General features: G+C 42.8%; 20 protein-coding genes. 17 read left to right on the top strand and 3 right to left on the bottom strand.

Annotation, left to right across the window (positions count from 1 at the left end):
- The first annotated feature begins 64 nt into the window (after window positions 1–64).
- Window positions 65–262, top strand: coding sequence for a hypothetical protein (locus P2W73_RS12990; RefSeq protein WP_276502479.1), 198 nt, complete (start codon window positions 65–67; stop codon window positions 260–262).
- 54 nt (window positions 263–316) lie between these two features.
- Here the strand turns inward: P2W73_RS12990 and P2W73_RS12995 are convergent, their stop codons facing one another.
- The 3 genes from P2W73_RS12995 to purN all read right to left on the bottom strand — a co-directional run bounded on the left by P2W73_RS12995 (window position 317) and on the right by purN (window position 3,628).
- Window positions 317–1,081, bottom strand: a complete 765-nt coding sequence (locus P2W73_RS12995; protein ID WP_276502480.1) for a peptidase associated/transthyretin-like domain-containing protein — start codon at window positions 1,079–1,081, stop codon at window positions 317–319.
- Window positions 1,082–1,212: 131 nt separating this feature from the next.
- Window positions 1,213–2,484 (bottom strand): serine hydrolase domain-containing protein, encoded by a 1,272-nt coding sequence (locus P2W73_RS13000; protein WP_276502481.1) that lies wholly within the window; start codon window positions 2,482–2,484, stop codon window positions 1,213–1,215.
- A gap of 160 nt (window positions 2,485–2,644) precedes the next feature.
- Window positions 2,645–3,628 (bottom strand): phosphoribosylglycinamide formyltransferase, encoded by a 984-nt coding sequence (gene purN / locus P2W73_RS13005; RefSeq protein WP_276502482.1) that lies wholly within the window; start codon window positions 3,626–3,628, stop codon window positions 2,645–2,647.
- Window positions 3,629–3,965: 337 nt separating this feature from the next.
- On the opposite strand from purN, the gene P2W73_RS13010 reads away from it, so the two are divergent.
- The 16 genes from P2W73_RS13010 (at window position 3,966) to P2W73_RS13085 (ending at window position 21,972) form a co-directional block, all read left to right on the top strand.
- Window positions 3,966–5,222 (top strand): c-type cytochrome, encoded by a 1,257-nt coding sequence (locus tag P2W73_RS13010; protein WP_276502483.1) that lies wholly within the window; start codon window positions 3,966–3,968, stop codon window positions 5,220–5,222.
- A 152-nt stretch (window positions 5,223–5,374) separates the two neighbouring features.
- Window positions 5,375–8,548, top strand: a complete 3,174-nt coding sequence (locus tag P2W73_RS13015) for a TAT-variant-translocated molybdopterin oxidoreductase (protein WP_276502484.1) — start codon at window positions 5,375–5,377, stop codon at window positions 8,546–8,548.
- Between the two features lie 315 nt (window positions 8,549–8,863).
- Entirely contained in the window at window positions 8,864–10,318 is a 1,455-nt protein-coding gene (gene nrfD, locus P2W73_RS13020; protein WP_276502485.1) for an NrfD/PsrC family molybdoenzyme membrane anchor subunit, read from the top strand.
- A gap of 175 nt (window positions 10,319–10,493) precedes the next feature.
- Window positions 10,494–11,084, top strand: coding sequence for a DUF3341 domain-containing protein (locus P2W73_RS13025; protein WP_276502486.1), 591 nt, complete (start codon window positions 10,494–10,496; stop codon window positions 11,082–11,084).
- 94 nt (window positions 11,085–11,178) lie between these two features.
- Window positions 11,179–11,844 carry a c-type cytochrome gene (locus tag P2W73_RS13030; RefSeq protein WP_276502487.1) on the top strand — a complete coding sequence of 222 codons (666 nt, stop codon included), beginning with the start codon at window positions 11,179–11,181 and terminating at the stop codon, window positions 11,842–11,844.
- A 30-nt stretch (window positions 11,845–11,874) separates the two neighbouring features.
- Window positions 11,875–13,104, top strand: coding sequence for a quinol:cytochrome C oxidoreductase (locus P2W73_RS13035; protein WP_276502488.1), 1,230 nt, complete (start codon window positions 11,875–11,877; stop codon window positions 13,102–13,104).
- Between the two features lie 119 nt (window positions 13,105–13,223).
- Window positions 13,224–14,285 carry a cytochrome c oxidase subunit II gene (locus P2W73_RS13040; RefSeq protein WP_276502489.1) on the top strand — a complete coding sequence of 354 codons (1,062 nt, stop codon included), beginning with the start codon at window positions 13,224–13,226 and terminating at the stop codon, window positions 14,283–14,285.
- A 54-nt stretch (window positions 14,286–14,339) separates the two neighbouring features.
- Window positions 14,340–16,151 (top strand): cytochrome c oxidase subunit I, encoded by a 1,812-nt coding sequence (locus tag P2W73_RS13045; RefSeq protein WP_276502490.1) that lies wholly within the window; start codon window positions 14,340–14,342, stop codon window positions 16,149–16,151.
- A gap of 179 nt (window positions 16,152–16,330) precedes the next feature.
- Window positions 16,331–17,212 carry a heme o synthase gene (cyoE, locus tag P2W73_RS13050; RefSeq protein ID WP_276502491.1) on the top strand — a complete coding sequence of 294 codons (882 nt, stop codon included), beginning with the start codon at window positions 16,331–16,333 and terminating at the stop codon, window positions 17,210–17,212.
- Window positions 17,213–17,240: 28 nt separating this feature from the next.
- A complete protein-coding gene (locus tag P2W73_RS13055; RefSeq protein ID WP_276502492.1) occupies window positions 17,241–17,801 on the top strand; it encodes a cytochrome c oxidase subunit 3 in 561 nt (186 codons plus the stop codon).
- Between the two features lie 208 nt (window positions 17,802–18,009).
- Entirely contained in the window at window positions 18,010–18,882 is an 873-nt protein-coding gene (locus tag P2W73_RS13060; protein ID WP_276502493.1) for a cytochrome c oxidase subunit 3, read from the top strand.
- A gap of 174 nt (window positions 18,883–19,056) precedes the next feature.
- Window positions 19,057–19,518 carry a cytochrome C oxidase subunit IV family protein gene (locus tag P2W73_RS13065; protein WP_276502494.1) on the top strand — a complete coding sequence of 154 codons (462 nt, stop codon included), beginning with the start codon at window positions 19,057–19,059 and terminating at the stop codon, window positions 19,516–19,518.
- 119 nt (window positions 19,519–19,637) lie between these two features.
- Window positions 19,638–19,766, top strand: coding sequence for a hypothetical protein (locus P2W73_RS13070; RefSeq protein WP_276502495.1), 129 nt, complete (start codon window positions 19,638–19,640; stop codon window positions 19,764–19,766).
- Window positions 19,767–19,935: 169 nt separating this feature from the next.
- Window positions 19,936–20,730 (top strand): SCO family protein, encoded by a 795-nt coding sequence (locus P2W73_RS13075; protein WP_276502496.1) that lies wholly within the window; start codon window positions 19,936–19,938, stop codon window positions 20,728–20,730.
- 3 nt (window positions 20,731–20,733) lie between these two features.
- On the top strand, window positions 20,734–21,273 hold the full coding sequence (locus tag P2W73_RS13080; protein WP_276502497.1) for a DUF420 domain-containing protein: 540 nt from the start codon (window positions 20,734–20,736) through the stop codon (window positions 21,271–21,273).
- A 357-nt stretch (window positions 21,274–21,630) separates the two neighbouring features.
- Window positions 21,631–21,972 (top strand): hypothetical protein, encoded by a 342-nt coding sequence (locus P2W73_RS13085; protein WP_276502498.1) that lies wholly within the window; start codon window positions 21,631–21,633, stop codon window positions 21,970–21,972.
- Window positions 21,973–22,031 lie beyond the last annotated feature (59 nt).

A 22,031-nucleotide genomic window follows, 5' to 3' on the forward strand; every position in this document is an offset into this window, starting at 1 on the left:
TGATTGCGGCATGATATTTATAAAAGTTATTGTAAAGCATTTTATAAAACTAAAAAATACCATTATGCAAACAACAAAAGGAATAGGCCTGCTTTTGGCAGCCGCTGCAGCTTATGGTGCTTATCGATATTCAAGAATGTCAGCAGAGCAGAAAAATAATTTACGTCAGCGTGGTAAAGACTTCTTAGACAAAAATCTAAACGGCGTAAGCAATATGTTTAAGAAAAAATCTACAGCTACAACCACGTCGAATGGCTATTAATAGCAATCGCTGGTTAAAAAAGGAGGGATGATGTCCCTCCTTTTTTAGTATGGGTTACTCTTCTAATTCTTCAGTCCATATCGGGTCAGGCGGCAGGCCTTTCTTAAATCTTTCCGCAGCATCTTTGATATATTTCTGAAAGTCATAATCACCTGCCATCATCGTAAATATATAGGATGGGCGATAGATGCGCATAAAGCTATCGAGTGCATTGTCGGTGAAAGCAGTAAGCCTTCTCACTAATCCCTTATTAAACCGGTGGTCAACAAACTTCTCCTGTTCCTGTGCCAGCAATCTTTTTTGGAATGACTGCATGTTCCTGTTTCGCCTGAAGCGAAAAACATTGATGATTTCATTGAGATCAAAACCTGCCCCTACGCCATATTGTGGCGTAACGACACTCAGTCCTGGTTTCTGGTAATTGAAAATTTTCGCATAATCTTCCCGGTTTTGAATAGAGTCCTGCCGGTAGTTCCGGGGTCTTATTTTTACTTCTTTTAGTACCGGTACATTCACTTGAAGGGAAATATCGAAACTTAGCGGCGTTGCAATTTTTAGCACGGGAAATTTAACCGTAGGCTTATTAAGATAGCTAAACCAAATAGAATCTTTTTCTGCGACCTCAATTTCATACTCACCATACATATTGGTCATGGTCCCTTTGCCCGAAGTGGATAGCACACTTACAAATCCAACCGGATAGGCCCGGGTGCTGTCGTACACCGTGCCTCTTATCTTGTACTGGGCAGCAACAGGCGCTACTCTGAAAAGAAGAAATAAAAAAACAAAAAGGATGATTTGTAGAATTCTAAGTCCCAAAGGCTGATAATTAGTGAGGCAAGTAACGAAACAAACTGCAAAATGAATGGTAAAAAAGCTGTGAGCTATTAGCCGCGAGCTTCGAGCTTTTAGAGTTTCCTGCTCGTAGCTCATAGCTCGCGGCTCGCAGCTTACTTTATAGCCTGATACACCAATATCTTGAATTTATCATGTATTTCCCCGTGGCTTTGCGGGTATTGATTAAGGAACAATTGCGCTACAATTTTTTCTTTAGGATCTATCCAATACGAAGAGCTGAACATACCACCCCACTCATAAGAACCGGGAGAAAGTGGCGAATTAGCCAAACTTTTTTCGGTATGTATGCTAAAGCCGAGACCCATTTTATTATCGGGCCAGTTCAGCTTATCATACTGGCTAACGGTCATCATATTGACCGATGCACGGCTTAAGATTCGTTTGCCATTATACTCACCACCATTTAATAACATCTGCATAAAAATGGCATAATCCATCGCAGTGGAAGATAATCCGCCACCACCTGAAAAATAAGTGCCTTCTGAATTTGGATAATCGCTGGTGAACTCCCCTTTTATATCAAAGGCATCGGCTGCTTTTATCACCTGTTTCAATGAGTCTTCGGTATACAAGGTCACAAGCCGATTGTGTTTTTCACTGGGTAAATAAAAATACGTGTCTTTCATTCCCAACGGCTCAAATATCCTTTTGCTGAAAAAATCGGCGAGACTCATACCGCTTACTACTTCTACCAGGTAGCCCAGCAGATCTGTATTTAAGCCATAGGTCCATTGATCACCCGGCTGATGAAGCAGTGGCAAGGACCCCAGTTTTTTCATTTTATCAGCCAGCAAAATTTTTCCAACACCAATACCTCCCACAATTCCATTTTTTGCATAGATGGCCGTAGCTTCTTTGCTACCGATCTGCGCATAGCCAATGCCGGATGTATGGGTGAGCAGATCATGAATGGTGATATCTCTTTTAGCCGGCACGGTAGTATAAGTAGTGTCGGCCGCATTGAACTTGTCGAGTACCTGCTGATTTTTATATTCAGGAATGTATTTTGAAACTGGATCTTTTAATAAAAATTTCCCTTCTTCGTACAACATCATGATGGCAGCGCTGGTAATGGCTTTTGTTTGCGAGGCAATCCGAAAAATGGCATCCCGCTTCAGGGCTATTTTATTTTGCGTATCATCATAGCCTGTTGCTTTGTAGTAGACTATTTTGCCATTCCTTGCGATGATCGCACTTCCGCCCGCTATCCATTTCTTGTCGACATATTCCTGTAAAACTTTATCAATTCGCTGTAGCCTTTCTGAAGACATGCCTGCTAACTCAGGACTCGCTTCTCTCAAAAGTTGTGAAAAAGAAAATTTTACTAAAAGCGTAAAAAAGAAAAGGACAAGCAACTGTTTCATCTGTTTATTTTTTATTTTTTTTCGGCCAGATGGAACGCCCATAAACATTCTCCTCTTGGGTAAAATTTCACATGGGCGTTTCATCGATCTATCTTTAAATGAATAACGTAGTGGTGTTTTCACAAAAAAATTACGGATGAAAAAATAAACCACCAAATGATTAATGAGGAACCTGTTGAACTACTATATCTTCTATCACTTTGGGATAATGCTGGTGCTCCAGTTGGTGAATGCGATTGGCCAATGACGAGGGGTCGTCATTTTCTAGCACCGGGCAGGTTGCCTGGAAGATAATATCACCGTTATCGTAATGACCGTCTACCAAATGAATAGTAATGCCGCTTTCTTTTTCCCCGGCGGCAATCACGGCTTCATGTACATGCTGGCCGTACATGCCTTTACCGCCATATTTTGGTAAAAGGGCGGGATGAATATTGACAATCTTTCCGGGGTAAGCTTGTATCAGCAGATCAGGTACTTTCCATAAAAAGCCGGCTAATACAATAAAATCAATTGTATATTCTTCTAGTTGGTCCAGGTAGGCGTCGCCACGGAAGAATTTCTCCTTTTCTATTAATAAGGAAGGAATGTTCTCTTTATCTGCAATGGTCAAAACACCTGCTCCCGGTTTGTTGCAAACAATAAGAGAGATTTTAATATGCCCGTGGTTTTTGAAATGATCAATGATCCTTTGTGCATTTGATCCGGCGCCCGAGGCAAAGATGGCGAGATGAACGGGATGTTGGTTGCCGGCCTGCCTGTCCAGTAGGCAGGTTGCCAGTTGCTGGCTATCCTGCGTTTCACTTTTGACTTTTGATTTCTGATTTCTGATCTCCTGCTTCTGACCTCCGACCTCTGCCTTCTGCCTTCTAATCCCCATTCTATTGCCCATTTTTTTTAAATAATTGGTGAAAAAAAGAAATTGACCAAGAGGCACACTCACAAGCAATACGGCTAATGGCCATAATAAGGTAACTACTAATATATAAACCACTAACCATAAAGCCCCCTGTTCTATCTGCAATGTGTTCATCAGCTTTTTACCGGTGTAACCGGTGAGGCTGCCGCCGATTGCGAAAGTGCATAAGATAAGCACTACCTGAAGACCCCCGACCTTCCATTTATTTTGTAAACGTCCAAACATTATATATAAATAAGGTATTGCTGAGAGTACTATTACATGGTTTTTCTTTTCCGCAATTGCATTTTTATATGCCGTGCAAATGTGAGAAAAAAAGAACCACCAACAAGCCAATGAGTATATTCTAAAGATGTTAAAGCGATTGACGAATTTATGACAAACAATTTCGGACGATTAAAAAAAATCTTTATAAATCGGCTGAAACGCAGGCTGGTAGCGGGTTAAAATTTTTTTAAGAGTGTTGGCCTTTTGTTAAGTTCGTGGCTTATTTTTGCAACCGGTTAAAGCTATTTATCCACATTTTTTCAGATTAATTGCGGCTATGATTCCTTGTAAACCAATGATCTCAAAACTGACACTGTTTCTTCTCTCGCTATTTGTTTTTTCCGCTATTAATGTTTCAGCCCAGGATGGAAAGACATTATTTATGAGCAAGTGTGCCAGTTGTCACAATCCTTTTAAAGATGGAACAGGGCCTGCATTAGCTGGTTTGGAAGACAGGCACAAGTGGGCCGACCACAAGGAATTGCTGGCTTGGATCAGCAACCCCGGTGGTTATATGGCTAAGGACCCTTATACACAAGGTCTGAAAGCCAAGTTCGGTTCTCTGATGACCCCCTTTCCTGATTTAAAGTTGGAAGAAGTAACCGCTATTGTTAATTATATTAATGGTGAAGTTGCAAAAAAGACATCTGGTGGAGACACTACCGGAACAACAACTGCAGCAACCGAAACAAGCGGCAATCAAAACGCCATCATCTTCGGTGTTATCTCTCTGATCCTCGCCATCATCGCCCTGATATTGATGCAGGTAAACAGCAACCTGAAAAAAATGTCGGATGATGCGGAAGGTATTCAACGTCCCGAGCCTGTTCCTTTTTATAAAAATAAGATCTATATCGCCATGGCGGCCGTGCTCTTCTTTATAGTAGGCGGCTATTTTGTTACCAAGGGCGCCATCGGTTTGCAAAGACAGACAAATTACCAACCTGTTCAGCCTGTTTATTATTCTCATAAAGTGCATGCCGGTATCAACCAGATCAACTGTTTGTATTGCCACGGTAATGCCTTTGAAGGCAAATCAGCTGCTATTCCCTCGGTGAATGTTTGTATGAACTGTCATAAAAACATTACCAGCTATGAAAAAGGGCCTAAACTTTATGACAAGGATGGCCAGGAGATAAATGGTACCGCCGAGATTGCCAAGCTGCACAAATACGCAGGCTTTGATCCTAAAAATCCTAATGCCTGGGATCCTTCCAAAGCCAAACCGATTGAGTGGGTAAGAATTCACAACCTGCCAGATCACGTTTACTTTAATCACTCGCAACATACCAAGGCGGGCAATGTACAATGCCAAACCTGCCATGGAAATATTCCTGAAATGGACGAGGTAAAACAGTTTTCAGAACTGAGTATGGGCTGGTGTATCAATTGTCACCGCAATACCAAGGTTGACTTTAACTACGACAGTACAAAAGGCAACAAGTTCTACAGCATTTATGAAAAGTTCCATAACGATATCAAAGCGGGTAAAATGGATAGTGTAACCGTGAAAGATATCGGTGGCCTGGAATGTCAAAAATGTCACTATTAATCCCAACCCGTAAAGGGGAGCATGGGAGTCGTTTAATAAATTGAAGTTTCTTTTAATAATATTTATCAACCATTCTGAATTGTGCCTGGAGTAGCGAAGAAAAGTGACAAATTCAGAGAACTAAATGTCCGCCAGCTGGCGGATTGGGGTATATGAGTCAAAAACAATACTGGCAAGGATTTGGACAAGTAAATGATCCGGAAAGTTTTCAACAGAAGGTAACGGATGAATTTCGGGAAGAATTGCCTTTTGAAGACCTCGATGAAAAAGGTCTGCTTGATGCCAAAGCTCCCCGCAGGGATTTCTTAAAATACCTGGGTTTTAGTACCGCGGCTGCTACACTGGCGGCCAGTTGTAAAATGCCGGTTCGTAAAGCAATTCCTTTTGCCAACCGACCTGAAAATATTGTTCCTGGTGAAGCAAAATATTACGCTACAACGTATGTGCAGGATGGTGATGCTATTTCGATCCTGGCAAAAGTGAGGGATGGACGCCCCATTAAGATTGAAGGAAATACGTTGAGCTCTTATACAAAGGGTGGTACGTCAGCCCGTGTACAAGCATCCGTGCTTGATCTGTATGACATGTACCGCATTACTCACCCCAAGAGAAAAGTGGGTGAAAAATTTGAAGAAACTACTTACGAATTTGTCGATAAAACAATTGCTGAAGGCCTGGCTGCTGCCGGTGGTGCTGTTGTATTATTAACCAGCACTGTTATTTCTCCTTCTACCAAACAAGTCATTGCTGAGTTCCTGGCAAAATATCCCGGAAGCAAACATGTGCAAGCCGATGCCGTTTCCTATAGCGGTATGTTGCTGGCCAATGAAGCAAGCGGGTTCGGAAGAAATTTACCCACTTATAAGTTCGATGCGGCGAAAGTAATTGTGAGCCTGGGTGCTGATTTTCTCGGCAGCTGGTTGAACCCGGTGGAAAATGCGGTGGGTTATGGAAAAGGAAGAAAGATAGATGAGAAGAACCCGCAGATGAGTAAGCATTACCAGTTTGAAGGCTACTTAAGCACGACAGGTGGTAGCGCCGACGAGCGGTTTACACATCGCCCTTCCGAGACAGGTGCTGTGGCGCTTGCATTATTAGCGGCGTTGGATGGTTCAGTTGCTGCTCCTGCGTTAGCGGATGCGAAACTGAAAGCCGGTATTGCAAAAGTGGCTGCTGATTTAAAAGCCAACAGTGGCGCTGGTTTGGTGGTATCAGGAAGCAATGATGTAAATGTTCAGATCATCGTCAATGCTATCAATAATGCTATCGGAGCTTATGGTAAAACAATTGACTGGAGCGTAACATCAAACTACCGCCAGGGAATTGATAAAGACCTGGTTGACCTGGTAGCACAAATGGATGGCGGACAAGTTGGTGCTTTGTTGATTGCCGGTGCTAATCCCGCTTATAGCTATTTCGATGCAGACAAGTTCAAATCAGCATTGAAAAAAGTGAAACTGTCTGTTTCATTTGGTGAAAAAATGGATGAAACGACTGAACTATGTAACTACATTGTTCCAACTCATCACTATCTCGAAAGCTGGGGTGATGCGGAACCAAAGTCAGGTGTTACCAGTTTTATCCAGCCCACTATTTATCCTTTATTTAAAACACGTCCATTCCAAACATCTTTATTGAAATGGAGTGGTAACAATACTGATTACGATACTTACTTCAAAAACTATTGGACTGCAAAGCTGGGTTCATTAGACGCTTTTGATAAAGCCTTGCAGGATGGTATTATTGAAACAGCTCCTGCTGCAGCTGGCACTGGTTCATATGGTGGTGGCGCTGTTGCATCGGCTGCTTCTGCTATTGCTGCTGCAAAAAAAGGCGGAAAGGATGAGGTGGTATTGTATCAAAAAGTTTCAATCGGCACAGGCGCCGGTTCAGCTAACCCCTGGTTACAGGAATTGCCTGATCCAATTTCCAAAGCTACCTGGGACAACTATGCGTTGATCTCGATGGCAAAAGCCAATGAGCTGGGGATTAAATTGGATAACGATTACGAATATTATCCGCAAAAGCCTGTTATCAAATTAACGATTGGTAACAAGGAAGTGGAATTGCCGATACTGGTTATCCCCGGTATGAATGCCAACACTATTGCCGTGGCCGTGGGCTATGGAAGAAATGATGGTTTGGGTAAAACTGCAGCGGGTGTAGGTAAGAACGTTTATCCTTTTGCTTCTTTCAATGGAACTACGATCGACTATTTTGCTCCGAACGTAACTGTAACGGATCAAAAGAAAAAACAAAAGATTGCGCAAACGCAAATACATAACTCTTACGAAGGACGTGTAGAAGTAGTAAGGGAAACAACGTTGGCTACATTTAAAAAGAATCCCAACGAGATCTCCGATTTCCGTAATGATCTGAAAGAAAAGTATGCAAAAAATAGTGGTGACTATCGTAAAGAAGCCACTCTGTATGGCGTGCATGAGCAGCCCGGTATCAAATGGGGAATGACAGTTGACATGAATGCCTGCTATGGTTGTGGTGCTTGCGTGGTGGCCTGTCATACCGAAAACAATGTGCCGGTAGTTGGTAAAAGCGAAGTACTTCGCTATCATGATATGCACTGGCTGCGTATTGACCGCTACTTTGTAAGCGATGAAAAAAATCCTGATGACCTGAAAGGCGTGGTGTTCCAGCCGATGATGTGCCAGCATTGTGATAATGCGCCTTGCGAGAATGTTTGCCCTGTTGCTGCTACCAACCACAGTGCTGAGGGCATCAACCAAATGGCTTATAACCGTTGTATCGGTACAAGATATTGCGCTAATAACTGCCCGTTCAAAGTGCGTCGTTTTAACTGGGCTGATTATATGAGCGCTGATAGCTTCCCTGATAATATGGATCAGCAACTGGTAGGTAAGCTTGACCCGGTAGTTCACCAGATGAATGACGAACTGACAAGAATGGTATTGAACCCCGATGTGACGGTTCGTTCAAGAGGTGTGATGGAAAAATGTAGCTTCTGTATTCAGCGGACACAAGCAGCTAAGTTGACAGCTAAGAAAGAAGGACGTGTGTTGGCTGATGGCGATGCAAAAACTGCTTGCCAGCAAGCTTGTGCCGGTGATGCTATTGTGTTTGGTAATGTGCATGATTCGCAAAGCCAGGTGAGCAAAATTCGTCATGATAATCCGCAACGTAGTTTCTATGTGCTGGAGCAATTGCACGTATTACCGAATGTTACTTATCTCGCTAAAGTGAGAAACACGGATGAGATAATTGAAAAAGGCGGACATCATGCAACCGGGGAAACACATGAAGCAGCTGTTCCTGCCGGTGAGCATAAGAAAGAAGAAGCGGCGCATTGAACCCCTGTCCCCTAAAGGGGGACTTAGGTCGGAGGGTTTTTTTTTATTGTTGGAATGACATTCAATAGCTAGAATATAGAAATTGATAATGAATTTTCGAAAAGCAGGGGCTGTGTAATGGTGGCCTCCCTTTAGGGAGGTCGGGAGGGTTGAATAGCGAACAGAACGATGAAGTGAGTGACACAACAGGCGATGATAGTAGCACTCATGCTGGAAACAAAAGAACAACGAAGAAGAAAAATAGTTGAATAAATAAACGAAAAGCTCGTAGCTCACCCTTCGACAGGCTCAGGGCTACAGCTCAAAGCTTAAATTATGGGATTACTCAGATACGAATCACAGGTAAGGCCAGCTCTGGTAGAGGGAGATAAAGATTATCACCAGGTGACCGAAGATATATGCCGGCCGGTAGAAGCCAAGCCTTCCAAACTTTGGTGGCTCGGATTTCTTATTTCTGTTGGCTTGCTGCTGTTTGGAGTTGTGTCAGTAACAATGGAAGTAATATATGGAACAAACCAGTGGAACCTGAATAAGACCATCGGCTGGGGTTGGGACATCACCAACTTCGTATGGTGGGTGGGTATTGGTCACGCTGGTACCCTGATTTCTGCGATCTTATTACTGTTTCGCCAGGGATGGAGAACAGGGGTGAACCGTGCAGCCGAAGCGATGACCATCTTTGCGGTAATGTGTGCGGGTCAGTTTCCTATCTGGCACATGGGCCGTGTTTGGATGGCATTCTTTACTTTACCGTATCCCAATACCCGTGGTCCGTTGTGGGTGAACTTTAACTCACCGCTTTTGTGGGATGTATTTGCGATCTCTACCTACTTCACTGTATCATTATTATTCTGGTATTCTGGTTTATTGCCTGACCTCGCTACATTGAGAGACAGGGCAAAACTGAAATGGCGAAAAATGTTTTATGGCGTAGCGGCTTTTGGCTGGACAGGTTCGACCAAGCACTGGCAACGACATGAAGCCTTATCATTAGTGTTGGCAGGTTTGAGTACACCGCTGGTATTATCCGTTCACACAATAGTATCTTTTGACTTCGCTACCTCTGTAGTTCCCGGCTGGCATACAACGATCTTCCCTCCCTACTTCGTAGCGGGTGCGGTATTCTCGGGTTTTGCGATGGTGCAGACACTGTTGTTGATCACCCGTAAAGTATTGGCATTAGAAGAATATATCACGATCGAGCATATCGAGGTGATGAATAAAGTAATTATCCTGACAGGTTCTATCGTTGGTATCGCTTATCTCACTGAGTTGTTTATGGCCTGGTATAGCCACGTAGATTACGAGTGGTTTGCGTTTAAAGAAAACAGGCTTAACCTGAACAGTCCTTATGGCTGGAGCTATTGGCTGATGATGGGTTGTAACGTATTGTCGCCACAGATCTTCTGGTTTAAGAAAATGAGAAGAAACCTGTTTGTGACCTTCTTCATGAGCATATTGGTGAATATCGGTATGTGGTTCGAACGTTTTGTGATCATCGTTACTTCAGTATACCGTGATTATCTGCCCAGTGCATGGAGTACTTACTATACTCCCACTATCTGGGAGGTTGGTTTCTATATGGGAACATTCGGCTTGTTCTTTACCTGTTATTTCCTGTTCTCTAAGTTCTTCCCGGTAATTGCGATTGCTGAGATCAAACATATATTGAAGAAAAACGGCGATGTGTATAAAGAAAAAATGGGTGCAGTGGAAGCTGAGACGACGGATGAGTTTGGGCACAGGCATATACATGATCACGGAGCGTAACCCCCTGTCCCCCTAAAGGGAGAACTTAGGTCGGCGTTCATGTAGGGATTTGAAAAAGTTAGAAGAGAAGAATAAATAAAAATATTTTTTAACCACTCTGAATTTTACGAAAGACTAAAAGTAAAGTGATTACAAAATTCGGAGTCTAATTAGTCCGCCGCGGCGGATTCAGGGTATGAGTGTAAAAAAATTTATCGTTGGCAATTTTTATGATGAGGCCGTTTTGTTTCCTGCGGTGAAGAAAGTTCGCCGGGCGGGTTATAAGATCCACGATGTGTTTACGCCTTTTCCTATCCACGGGTTGGACAAGGAAATGGGTCTTCGGGATACCAGTCTTCATGTGGCCGGTTTTATTTATGGTATTACCGGTACAGCTACTGCACTTGGTTTCATCACCTGGATGTTAACTACTGACTGGCCATTGAACTTTGGCGGTAAACCTTTCTTTTCGTTACCGGCCTGGATACCTATCACATTTGAGTTGACAGTTTTGTTTGCTTCAATAGGTATGGTGCTGACCTTTTGCTGGCTTTGCCAACTGGCCCCTTTTGTAAAGAAGGATCATTTCAACCTGCGGTCAACTGACGACACATTTGTAATGGCGCTGGAATGCACCGATAAAACAGATGAACAGGAAGCAACCGCTTTTTTAAATAGTATCGGAGCGCAGGATGTGTCGGTGCAGTACAAAGAAACCCAGTGGTGGTTGGGAAGATATGATAAAGACACCGTCCGCTTTGAAAGAAAAAAAGAAGTGGTGGCCTAAGAGAGAGTCGGAAGATAGAGAACAGAAGAGTTTATAAGTTGAAGATTTCGCTGGAATTTGGAATTTGATATTTGGGATTTTAAACACGATAATGATGACAAGGAATTTTTTAATCATAGGTGGATGTGTAGTTCTGACGGCAGCATTAATAAGCTGTGATAATGTACGCCGTAATCCGGGCAGGGCTTATATGCCCGATATGGCTAATAGCAACGCTTATGAAACCTACGCTCCTGCCCAGGAAAGACTAAAAGCTTCCGGGGTTGAAGGTGAAGTGCATTATACGGGCCGGCCAGTAGAAGGAACAATTGCCCGCGGTGATATGGTGGCTTACACGTTGAAGAATGACTCAGCAGGCTATGTGCAGTCGGCTGGTATAAAAAGCCCTGTAGCCGCTGCTTCAGTGAATATGAAAGAGGCAGAAAGATTATACCTGGTGAACTGCGGTATTTGTCATGGTCCCAAGCTGGATGGGAATGGTCCTTTGTGGAAAGATGGGAACGGCCCTTATTCGGCTGCTCCGAAAAACTTTATGGATGCTGCAATGAAAGCAATGCCTGAAGGCACGATGTTCCATTCTGTAACTTATGGAAAAGGACAAATGGGTAGCTATGCATCACAACTGAATACAAAACAACGCTGGGAAGTGATAGCTTATATAAAGGCTAAACAGTTTCCAGGTGGTGGGGCTGCGCCAACTGCGACGGATTCCACTGCAAAGCCTGCTGCTGACAGTGCCGCAGTAGCAACAACGAAATAAGATTTTGATTAAGAAAATAAAAGAAAGCTGATGTCAAGCCGGGAAAATTTTATAGTACCAAAGAAGTTCAATACAGTGTCTCTTGTCTTAATGGCAATAGGTATCTTGGCAATTATTGGTTTGTATGTAACGTCGGGATCTAAAAGTGATCCGCACCAACAGGCAAGATTTTGGGGTAGCCTGTTGCAGAACAGCGTTTACTTCTTGTTGGTAGTAAATGCTGCTATGTTCTTCATCTGTGCTACTACATTGGGCTGGGGTGGTTTTCAGCTTGCATTTGGCAGGGTGAGTGAAGCAGTATCGGCTTGCGTGCCGGTGATGGGTGTTATATGCGGAGCCATTCTATTATCGATAGCTTTTGGTGGTAATCATGAAATCTATCACTGGACAGACGCTGAACATGTAAAACATGATCCTACATTATTGCACAAAGCCGGGTTTTTAAGTAAAGGTTTTTTTGCAGTAGTTACTGTGCTGACAATTGTATTATGGTCATTCCTTGGCTGGAAGATGCGCCAGCGTTCCCGTATGCTGGACGAAAACCCTTTACCATCTGTAGAAGAAGGAAAAAAATATATCTGGACCAACACGGTATGGGCGGCTTTATACCTGGTAGTTTTTGCTTTGACAGTAATGTCCTCTATTCCCTGGCTTTGGTTGATGAGCATCGATGCACACTGGTACAGCACCATGTATAGCTGGTACACTTTTGCCAGCACGTTTGTAGCCGGCATTGCTGTGATCACTTTATTTGTGATCTATCTTAAGAACCATGGCTATCTTCCATATACTAATAATGAGCACCTGCATGATCTCGGAAAGTTCCAGTTTGCGTTTTCCATCTTCTGGACTTACCTGTGGTTCTCCCAATTTATGCTGATATGGTATGCCAATATCCCGGAAGAAACAGTTTATTTCAAACCAAGGGCCGAAGGTATTTATAGCGGTATATTCTGGCTCATGCTGATCATCAACTTTGTGGCGCCAATTCTTATCTTAATGAGCAGAGATGCTAAAAGAAATTATACGACAATGACATTTATGTCGATGTTGATTGTGCTGGGTCACTGGCTGGATTTTTTCCAGATGGTATTCCCAAGCCCGTCACCAGAGCATGTACCGTCAATATTATATGATTTTGGTATTGCGCTTGGATTTGTAGGATTGATCATGTTTGTAACGACGAGAACATTAGCGAAGTTCCCGCTGCTGGCAAAAAATCATCCGTTCATTAAAGAAAGTATTATCCATCACACGTAGTATGTTGAAAAGTTTAACAAGTTCAAAAGGTTCAATAAGTTTCTCTAACCTCTTAAACTTTTTAAACCGCTGAAACCTTTGAAACAAAAAATAGAGTACTAATAACTGAATAAAAGATTATGCAAACTTTTTTCATCATTGCGATACTGGTACTGGGTTTTCTGATCACTTTTCAGATCGCCAAGGCCAGTGAGTATGTGGCCATCATGAGGGGCGAAGAAAGATCGAGAAAACAAACTAATAAGATCAATGCCTTCCTGTTATTGGTGTTCCTGATTGCCGGAATGATTGGCGTTTATTATTGCAATGAAAGGCTGAAAGGAAAAATTTTAGGCGAACCGGCATCCAACCACGGTGTGCATATTGATAATATGCTCTACATCACCATAGCCATTACCGGTATTGTATTCTTCATTACACAAATCATTCTGTTCTGGTTCTGCTATAAATACCAGGAGTCTGACACCCGTAAAGCTTATTATTATCCGCACAATAATAAGCTGGAGTTGATTTGGACGGTTATCCCTGCTATTACACTCACAGTGCTAGTTGGTTTTGGAATCTTCTACTGGTTTAAGATTACTGGTGAAGCACCCAAGAATGCCATGCTGGTTGAAGTCACCGGTAGCCAGTTTAAATGGGAATACCGCTATCCCGGAAAAGATAAAATCTTAGGAAAGAAATATTATAAAAATATCGACGATGCAGCTAATAATCCGCTGGGACAACTTTGGGATGATCCTGCCAACCACGATGATATTTTTGTAAGTGGTGAGCCGATGCACCTGGTAATTAATAAGCCGGTCAAAATGGTGATTGGCGCCAAAGATGTTATTCACGATGTAGGTCTTCCGCACTTCCGGATGAAGATGGATGCCGTGCCCGGTACACCTACCAGCATTTGGTTTACACCAACGAAAACAACCAAGCAGATGCGTGAAGAAACCAGTAATCCCGATTTTATGTTCGAAATATCCTGTGATCAGATGTGCGGGAGAGGTCACTATACCATGAGAGGAGAAATAGTTGTAGAAACACAGGAAGAATTTGATGCCTGGATTCTGTCTAAGAAGCCGAAATATTTTGCCGCTTTCCCGGATAAAGATCCATCTGTTCAAAAGCCAGCAGCAGATACAACCAAAGCAGCAGCTCCTGCTCCTGTAGCAATGAGTGGTCATTAAGATTAAAATGTTACTAACAGGCAACTAAGAAGTGTTGCCAACAAATAAAAGATTATGAGCGAAGCAATGCATATACACCCTGAGGTAGCCGTAGGACATGAGGTTCATTACGACGGTGATCATCATGATCATCACCATCAATCCTTTATTCAGAAGTATGTTTTTAGTACCGATCACAAAATGATCGCCAAGCAATTCCTGATCACAGGTATGATCTGGGCAGTTGTCGGTGGTTTGTTTTCCGTACTGTTTCGTTTGCAATTAGGTTATCCGGGCCAAACGTTCCCGATCCTTGAAACATTTTTTGGTCACTGGGCCGAGGGTGGTTTGATCAAGCCAGAATTCTACTATGCTCTTGTGACGATGCATGGAACCATCCTGGTGTTCTTTGTATTGACAGCGGGTTTGAGTGGAACCTTCGCCAATCTTTTGATTCCTCTGCAAGTAGGTGCAAGAGATATGGCTTCGCCCTTCCTCAACATGTTATCATACTGGTTCTTCTTTATAGCCGGTATAGTAATGCTTTCATCAATGTTTACTCAAACAGGTCCCGCCAGTGGTGGATGGACGATGTATCCTCCGCTGAGTGCGTTGAGACAAGCCGGTGATGGATCCAAGATCGGAGCCGATTTGTGGCTAATCAGTATGGCGTTGTTCATCGTATCATCGTTAATGGGTGGTCTGAACTATATTTCAACCATTCTGAACATGCGGACAAAAGGTATGAGCATGACACGTCTGCCTTTGCCGATGTGGGCATTGTTCTTTACCGCAGTATTGGGTGTATTATCATTCCCCGTATTGTTATCCGGTGCGGTTCTTTTATTATTCGATCGTAACCTGGGTACCAGCTTCTTCCTGAGTGATATCGTAGTTAACGGTGAAATTTTGCCGAACGAAGGTGGAAGTGCAATCCTCTATCAACACTTATTCTGGTTCCTGGGTCACCCCGAAGTATATATCATCCTGTTGCCAGCGATGGGAATGGTGTCTGAAATTCTTTCGGTAAATGCACGTAAGCCCATCTTTGGATATATGGCGATGCTGGGATCTTTATTTGCGATCGCTATCCTTGCCTTCCTGGTTTGGGCGCACCACATGTTTGTAACAGGTTTGAATCCATTCCTCGGATCGGTGTTCGTATTGCTGACATTGCTGATTGCCGTGCCTTCAGCGATCAAGGTGTTTAACTGGCTTACTACTTTGTGGCGGGGTAATATCCGCTTCACTCCCGGCGCATTATTCTCCATTGGTTTTGTAAGCTTATTTATATCCGGTGGTTTAACCGGTATCTTCCTCGGTAACTCCACTATTGACATTCACCTGCATGATACCATGTTTGTAGTGGCGCACTTCCACATTGTAATGGGGGTGGCTTCTATGTTTGGTATGTTTGCCGGTATATATCACTGGTTCCCCAAAATGTATGGCAGATATCTCAACAGTACATTAGCCTATATCCATTTCTGGGTGACATTGATTGGTGCTTACCTGATCTTCTGGCCGATGCACTACCAGGGTCTGGCTGGTATTCCCCGCCGTTACCTGGATAAGAGCACCTGGCTTTCATTCAACCAGTTTGGTGATTTGGATAAAATGATCACCATCGTTTCGATCATAGTATTTGCAGTTCAGTTAATGTTTATATTTAATTTCATCTACTCTATTTTCAAAGGAAGAAAAGTAACCTCAACCAACCCATGGGGTGCTACTACGCTGGAGTGGACAACGCCTATCAATCCTGGTCACGGTAACTGGGAAGGCGAGATACCAGAAGTACATCGCTGGGCTTATGACTATGGTAAAGATGGAAGAGATTATATTCCCCAGACAGAACCGATTGGAGCGAATGAGAGTAAGCATTAGGCCCACCCAAACCCTCCCGAAGGGAGGGCTTTCGAAGAGTCTGATTAGTTGAAATGATTTTTGCGTAATGGGAAAATATAAAAAAGAATGCCTTTGAACTATAATAATGAATTTTCGAAAAGCGAGGGCTGTGTGTTGATGGCCTCCTCCTTCGGAGGAGGTCGGGAGGAGGCTTGGTGATGGGACGCTTAAAAGATTATTTACAGTTGGTCAAGCTTTCGTTGAGTATCATGGTGGTGTTTAGCAGTGTGATCAGTTTTATGCTAAGCAAAGGTTTTGAGGCGTATGAAGATAAATGGTTCAGGATACTCATGCTCTTTGTAGGTGGGATGCTGGTAACAGGCAGTGCCAATGCCATCAACCAGGTAGTTGAAAAAGATACGGATGCCATGATGAAGCGAACGGGCAAGAGGCCGGTTGCTTCCGGCAGAATGAGTGTGGAACATGGATGGGCCTTTGCGATTATCACAGGTGCTATTGGTGTTTTTATACTGGGTTATTTTTTCAACTTTCTCTCAGCCGGTTTGGCAGCGTTTAGTTTATTTCTGTATGCATTTATCTACACGCCGCTAAAGAAAGTAAGCTCTATTGCCGTGCTGGTTGGAGCGGTACCCGGTGCTTTGCCCTGCCTGATTGGCTGGACAGCGGGAGATGGTCAATTATCACTGGGAGGCTGGATCTTGTTTGGCATTCAGTTCCTGTGGCAGTTCCCTCATTTCTGGGCTATTGCCTGGGTGGCACATAAGGATTATGCAACAGCAGGGTTTAGATTGTTGCCAGCTGATAAGGGACCAACCAGGTTTACGGCATTGCAGACGATCATTTATTCATTGCTGTTAATACCGGTAACCGTATTGCCATTTTTGACCGGCATGTGCAGTTATGATGATGTAAAAGGCGTGATCAGCCTGTTCCTGGTAGTGCTGGCAAACCTGTTTATGTTGCTACGTTGTATAACGCTATATCAAAAAATGGACATAGCCTCGGCCAGGAAAGTGATGTTTGGAAGCTATTTGTATTTGCCGGTAGTATTGCTGGCTTTATTAATGAGTAAAATGTAACTATAATAAAAGTGTGATGGAAGCGGTGATGAATCAACAAAAAAATAGAATACATCCACATAAGTTTACTTTGTGGGTGGCGATAGCAAGCATACTGATGATGTTTGCCGGATTGACCAGTGCTTTTATTGTAAAAAGCAACCTGGTGGGCTGGAGGCAGATTGACATGCCGAAAATATTTTGGGTATCAACGGCTGTGATTGTATTGAGCAGCCTGATGATCCAAATGGCGTTGCGATCATTTCGTCAACGTGAAATGAGTAGCTATAGGTGGCAGATTGCTCTGACTGTTGTGTTAGGAATTGTCTTCGTGATTTGTCAGTGGCTGGGTTTTAAAGATCTTTGGGAGCAACAGGGTATTAAATTGAAAGGTGTAACCGGAGCAGGCCAGTTTTTATATGTGATATTTGGGTTACATGCCCTGCACGTTGTGGGCGGAGTGATAGCCCTGACGGTATTGACGATGAAAGCATTTTTTGGAAGACTGAAAGTATATAGTTCAATACCGGTAGAAGTAGCAGCTACTTACTGGCATTTTGTTGATATACTCTGGATTTACCTGTTGGTATTTTTTATTGTGATTGGATAGTGAGTTTAAGTTTAACAGGTTCAATAGGTTTAAAAGGTTAACTGCAACATGAACCAACTTTTGAAACCTCTTAAACTTCTGAAACCTTTTGAACTAAGAAGGAATTTGGAATTTTTTTAAACATGGATATAAGAAAGTTTGAATAATTGATGAAGTAGGGTGCTTCTGAAACTTGTTAAACTTTTAAACCTTTGGAACTTTAAATATTATGGAGACAACAGCTACAGCGCATCAGACAAAATGGTGGAGTGGAGGTAAAAGCCCCTTCAACCTGGAGTACGGAAAATTGATGATGTGGTATTTTTTGATGAGTGATGCGTTTACATTCGGCGCCTTCCTGATCTCATACGGAAGTATTCGTTTCAGTCAAAACTTCTGGCCCGATCCAAACGTAGTGTTCAATGCATTTCCGGGTGCAGGGCATGCTAATTTGCCTTTGGCCTTTGTGAGTGTAATGACATTTATCTTGATCATTAGTTCGGTAACAATGGTATTGGCGGTACATGCCGGTCACAAAGGAGATAAGCAAGGTGTAATAAAATGGTTGGCCTGGACTATTGTTGGTGGCTTAGCTTTCCTGGGTTGTCAGGCATGGGAATGGCATCACTTAATCACCGGGACACATCCAACGCTGATCGATGGTACCATTCAGTGGGTGGGGCAAACAACTACCGTCAACCCCTGGGGTGATTTGGTAGGTGCTGAACAGGCGAGTGCAGCTTTGAAAAACTCATCACAACATTCATTGGCGCTGCTGGCACACGAACAAAATCATTCGCTGGTGCATGAGCAGCTGATGGGAATGCCAAAAGAAAAGTTGATCGATATGATCAATGTATCCGAACTGCATATCCGGAAGAACGGACCGGTGGCATTCGGTGGTTACTTTTATGGAATCACAGGTTTCCATGGCTTCCACGTATTTTCTGGTGTTATCATTAATATGGTGATGCTGATCATGACACAAAAAGATGTGTTTGCAAAGAGAGGACATTACCTGATGATAGAAAAAGCTGGTTTGTACTGGCACTTTGTAGACCTGGTATGGGTTTTCGTATTCCTGTGTTTTTATTTGATTTAAAACCCCTGTCTCCGCCGCGGCGGAGGACTTAGAATGAAACCGGGTTTAGATTTGGAAGTTCTTTATAGTAATTAATTAATATTTTTTAATAGACCAATTCATTAAAGCAGGATATTTTCAACTTTAATGACTATTCGAAAGCTCCTTTAGGGGTTTGGGGTTAAACTTTTTTATATGGATCAACACGCAATGTCATCTGAAATCACCATTCCGCACCAGCATCAGACGGATGAAGAATTCAGGAAGAAGGTAAGAAAGACAACCATACTGCTGTCAGTGATCACGGTGATTGAGCTGGCAATTGGTTTAGGGATTTATACAATACACAAAGGACCTGATCCCAGTCACCTGTTGGTATTGATGTTTAAAGGTGTAGTATGCATCCTGACGCTGGCCAAGGCTTATTATATCGTTTCTGTCTTTATGCACCTGGGTGACGAGATCAGGAACATGATCATGACCATTGTGGTACCGCTGTTGTTATTCATCTGGTTTATCATTGCGTTTATTGTCGACGGTAATTCCTATAAGAATCTTCGCAATACATATGACAAGCATTTCGAGGAGTCTACTATGCCGCAGCAGCACCATGCAGAGAAGAAAGCTCCTGAAGAGGTGAAGCCCGGTAAGCAGTAAACTTTTGTTATAAAAATTTGATCGCCGGTCTTTGCAACTGCATTTCAGACCGGCGATTTTATTATAAGAGTCGCTTAAAATTTAAAGGGGTGCTACAGTAATGGGACGGCCTCAGAAAAATGGCGTTAAGAAATTTGTTAAGTGAAGCGTTAAGCGGCGAAAATGTTGATGAGAATTTTAAAAGCAGATACATAGAATTGCTGAGTAGCGATATGCTGATGATAGTAAGCTTTTTCGCCGTAGCGTAACGAAACAAATTTTAGCCATTTTTCTGCAGCCTTGATTTTTTTGTTACTTTTTGCATCAAGGCAAAAAGTAAAACAGAATATACGATTATTAAAACGACTTAACTAATGAAGACGTTGCGAGAAGTTTTACCTGGAAATAATTTAGCGACTATAGATAAATGATGTATCTGTGAACAAGAAAGCGTTATATGCATTGTTGCTGGCAGTATTAGTGCCACTGCTTTGTTATTTTATCGTCAAGGGTTATAGTGATTCGGCCATTCATATGCCGCGTCATTACCTGGCGGATTCCATCATTACCAAAACAGAAAAAGGCAAGAAAGTTTCTGATACGGCCTGGCATAAATTGCCCGACTTTTCATTGACTAACCAACAAGGTGACACCGTTTCATGGTCATCGCTGAAAGGAAAAGTAGTCGTAGCTGATTTTTTCTTTACGCATTGTCCCACTATTTGTCCGCGGCTTACCAGCAATATGCGTTGGTTGCAGCAGTCGATCAATAATTCGCAACGGGTTGGCGATAAAACGCCTGACTTTCTGCATTTCCTGTCTTTCAGTATCGACCCCGAAAGAGATTCAGTGCCCAGGTTGAAACAATGGGCAGACCGCTTCCAGGTAAATCCTGAACAATGGTGGTTGCTAACCGGTCCCAAGAAGGAAATTTATGATATGGCTATTAATGAAATGAAGATTGGCGTAGTAGACGGCCAGGGTGTTGATACGAACTTTATTCATACCGATCATTTTGTTTTGATCGATAGCAACCGTCATGTGCGGGGTTATTATCATGGGTTGGATTCAGCTTCGCTCAGGCAATTGTCCAATGATATTATTTTACTAACCATGGAAAAAGATCCAACGCGGAAAAGTTTCCTGGCAGGTAAGCTGCAACTGATCGCTGTGGTCTTTCTGATAGCGATCCTGGGTGTGGGTGTATTATTAATTATTATTCGAAAAAAATAGAAAATGCTGTTACCTGTTTGGAAAAAAAATGACCAAAAAGCTTCATGGCTGATCATCGTCTTTTCTATAATTGTTTTCGCGGCGGTTGTATTATTGAGCCGGGTAAAATTGGAAGTGGACCTTGGTTTCGATGTACATCTCTTTGCAAAGCTAAATGCACTGATCAATTCGGCAGTAGCGGTTTTGCTGATCGTAGCCTTATGGGCTGTTAAAACAGGTAAGTATGAAGCGCATAAAAGGATAATGCTGACAGCGATGGTTTTATCTATCCTGTTTTTGGTCAGCTATATCTGTCATCACTTATTTGCAGGTGAAACTAAATTTGGTGGTGAAGGCACATCCAAAATGATTTACTATATCATACTCGGCACACATATTCCTCTGGCCGGTCTTATTCTTCCTTTTATTTTGTTTACAGCTTACCGTGGCCTCATAGGTGAATATGCACGGCATAAAAAGCTGGCCCGCATTACCTGGCCTGTTTGGCTTTATGTTGCCATCACAGGCGTGGCGGTGTACCTGATGATCAGTCCGTATTATTAAGGCAAATTCTGCCACAACCTGTGGCAGAATTATCAACCAGTAAAAAACTGCCAGCACCAGAATTAGTATGAAACCAGGAGAGCGAACCCATTCCTGCTGCGGCTTGTTGGTTTTGGGTTTCCTGGTGAAGGCTTTTCAGTGTCATTTATTTTGTATGCAGCTATTGTTAAATCCCTTTGATTTCATATTCTGAATACTCCGGCGTAACACCCACTGCCTTTACAGCAACAATCTCATCCAGCTCAATATTTTTATAACCAGTGGCATCAAAATTTTTAATGGATCAATGTTGATAATTTTGCATTACTATCTCAACTCCTGTAATACCTGATTTCTTCACCGCTAAAACTTACCAATATGAAAAAATTTGTCGTTCTCTATCATGCGCCTTTTGGTGCTATGCAGGAAACAGCCAATATGGAGCCGGAGGACCAGGTGAAGGGAATGGAAGCATGGAGGCAATGGGCGAACCAATGCGGTGATAAATTGATTGATTTGGGCTCGCCACTGATGAACGGACAAGAACTACTTCCCAATGGCCAGGCCATAAGCAGTAACCGAAATGTGGCCGGTTATTCTATTTTGCAGGCAAACGACATGAACGAAGCCAAATCACTGTTAATAGGTCATCCGCATTTACAATGGAATACCGGAGCGTCCATAGAAATACATGAATCAATGCCTTTACCAGGCATGTAGATGATAGTTTCAGGCATTCATTTTTTCTTTTAATGACAAGGTTAAACCTGGATAAAAGC

It is taken from the genome of Terrimonas pollutisoli (assembly GCF_029360765.1).
GTDB lineage: Bacteria > Bacteroidota > Bacteroidia > Chitinophagales > Chitinophagaceae > Terrimonas_B > Terrimonas_B pollutisoli.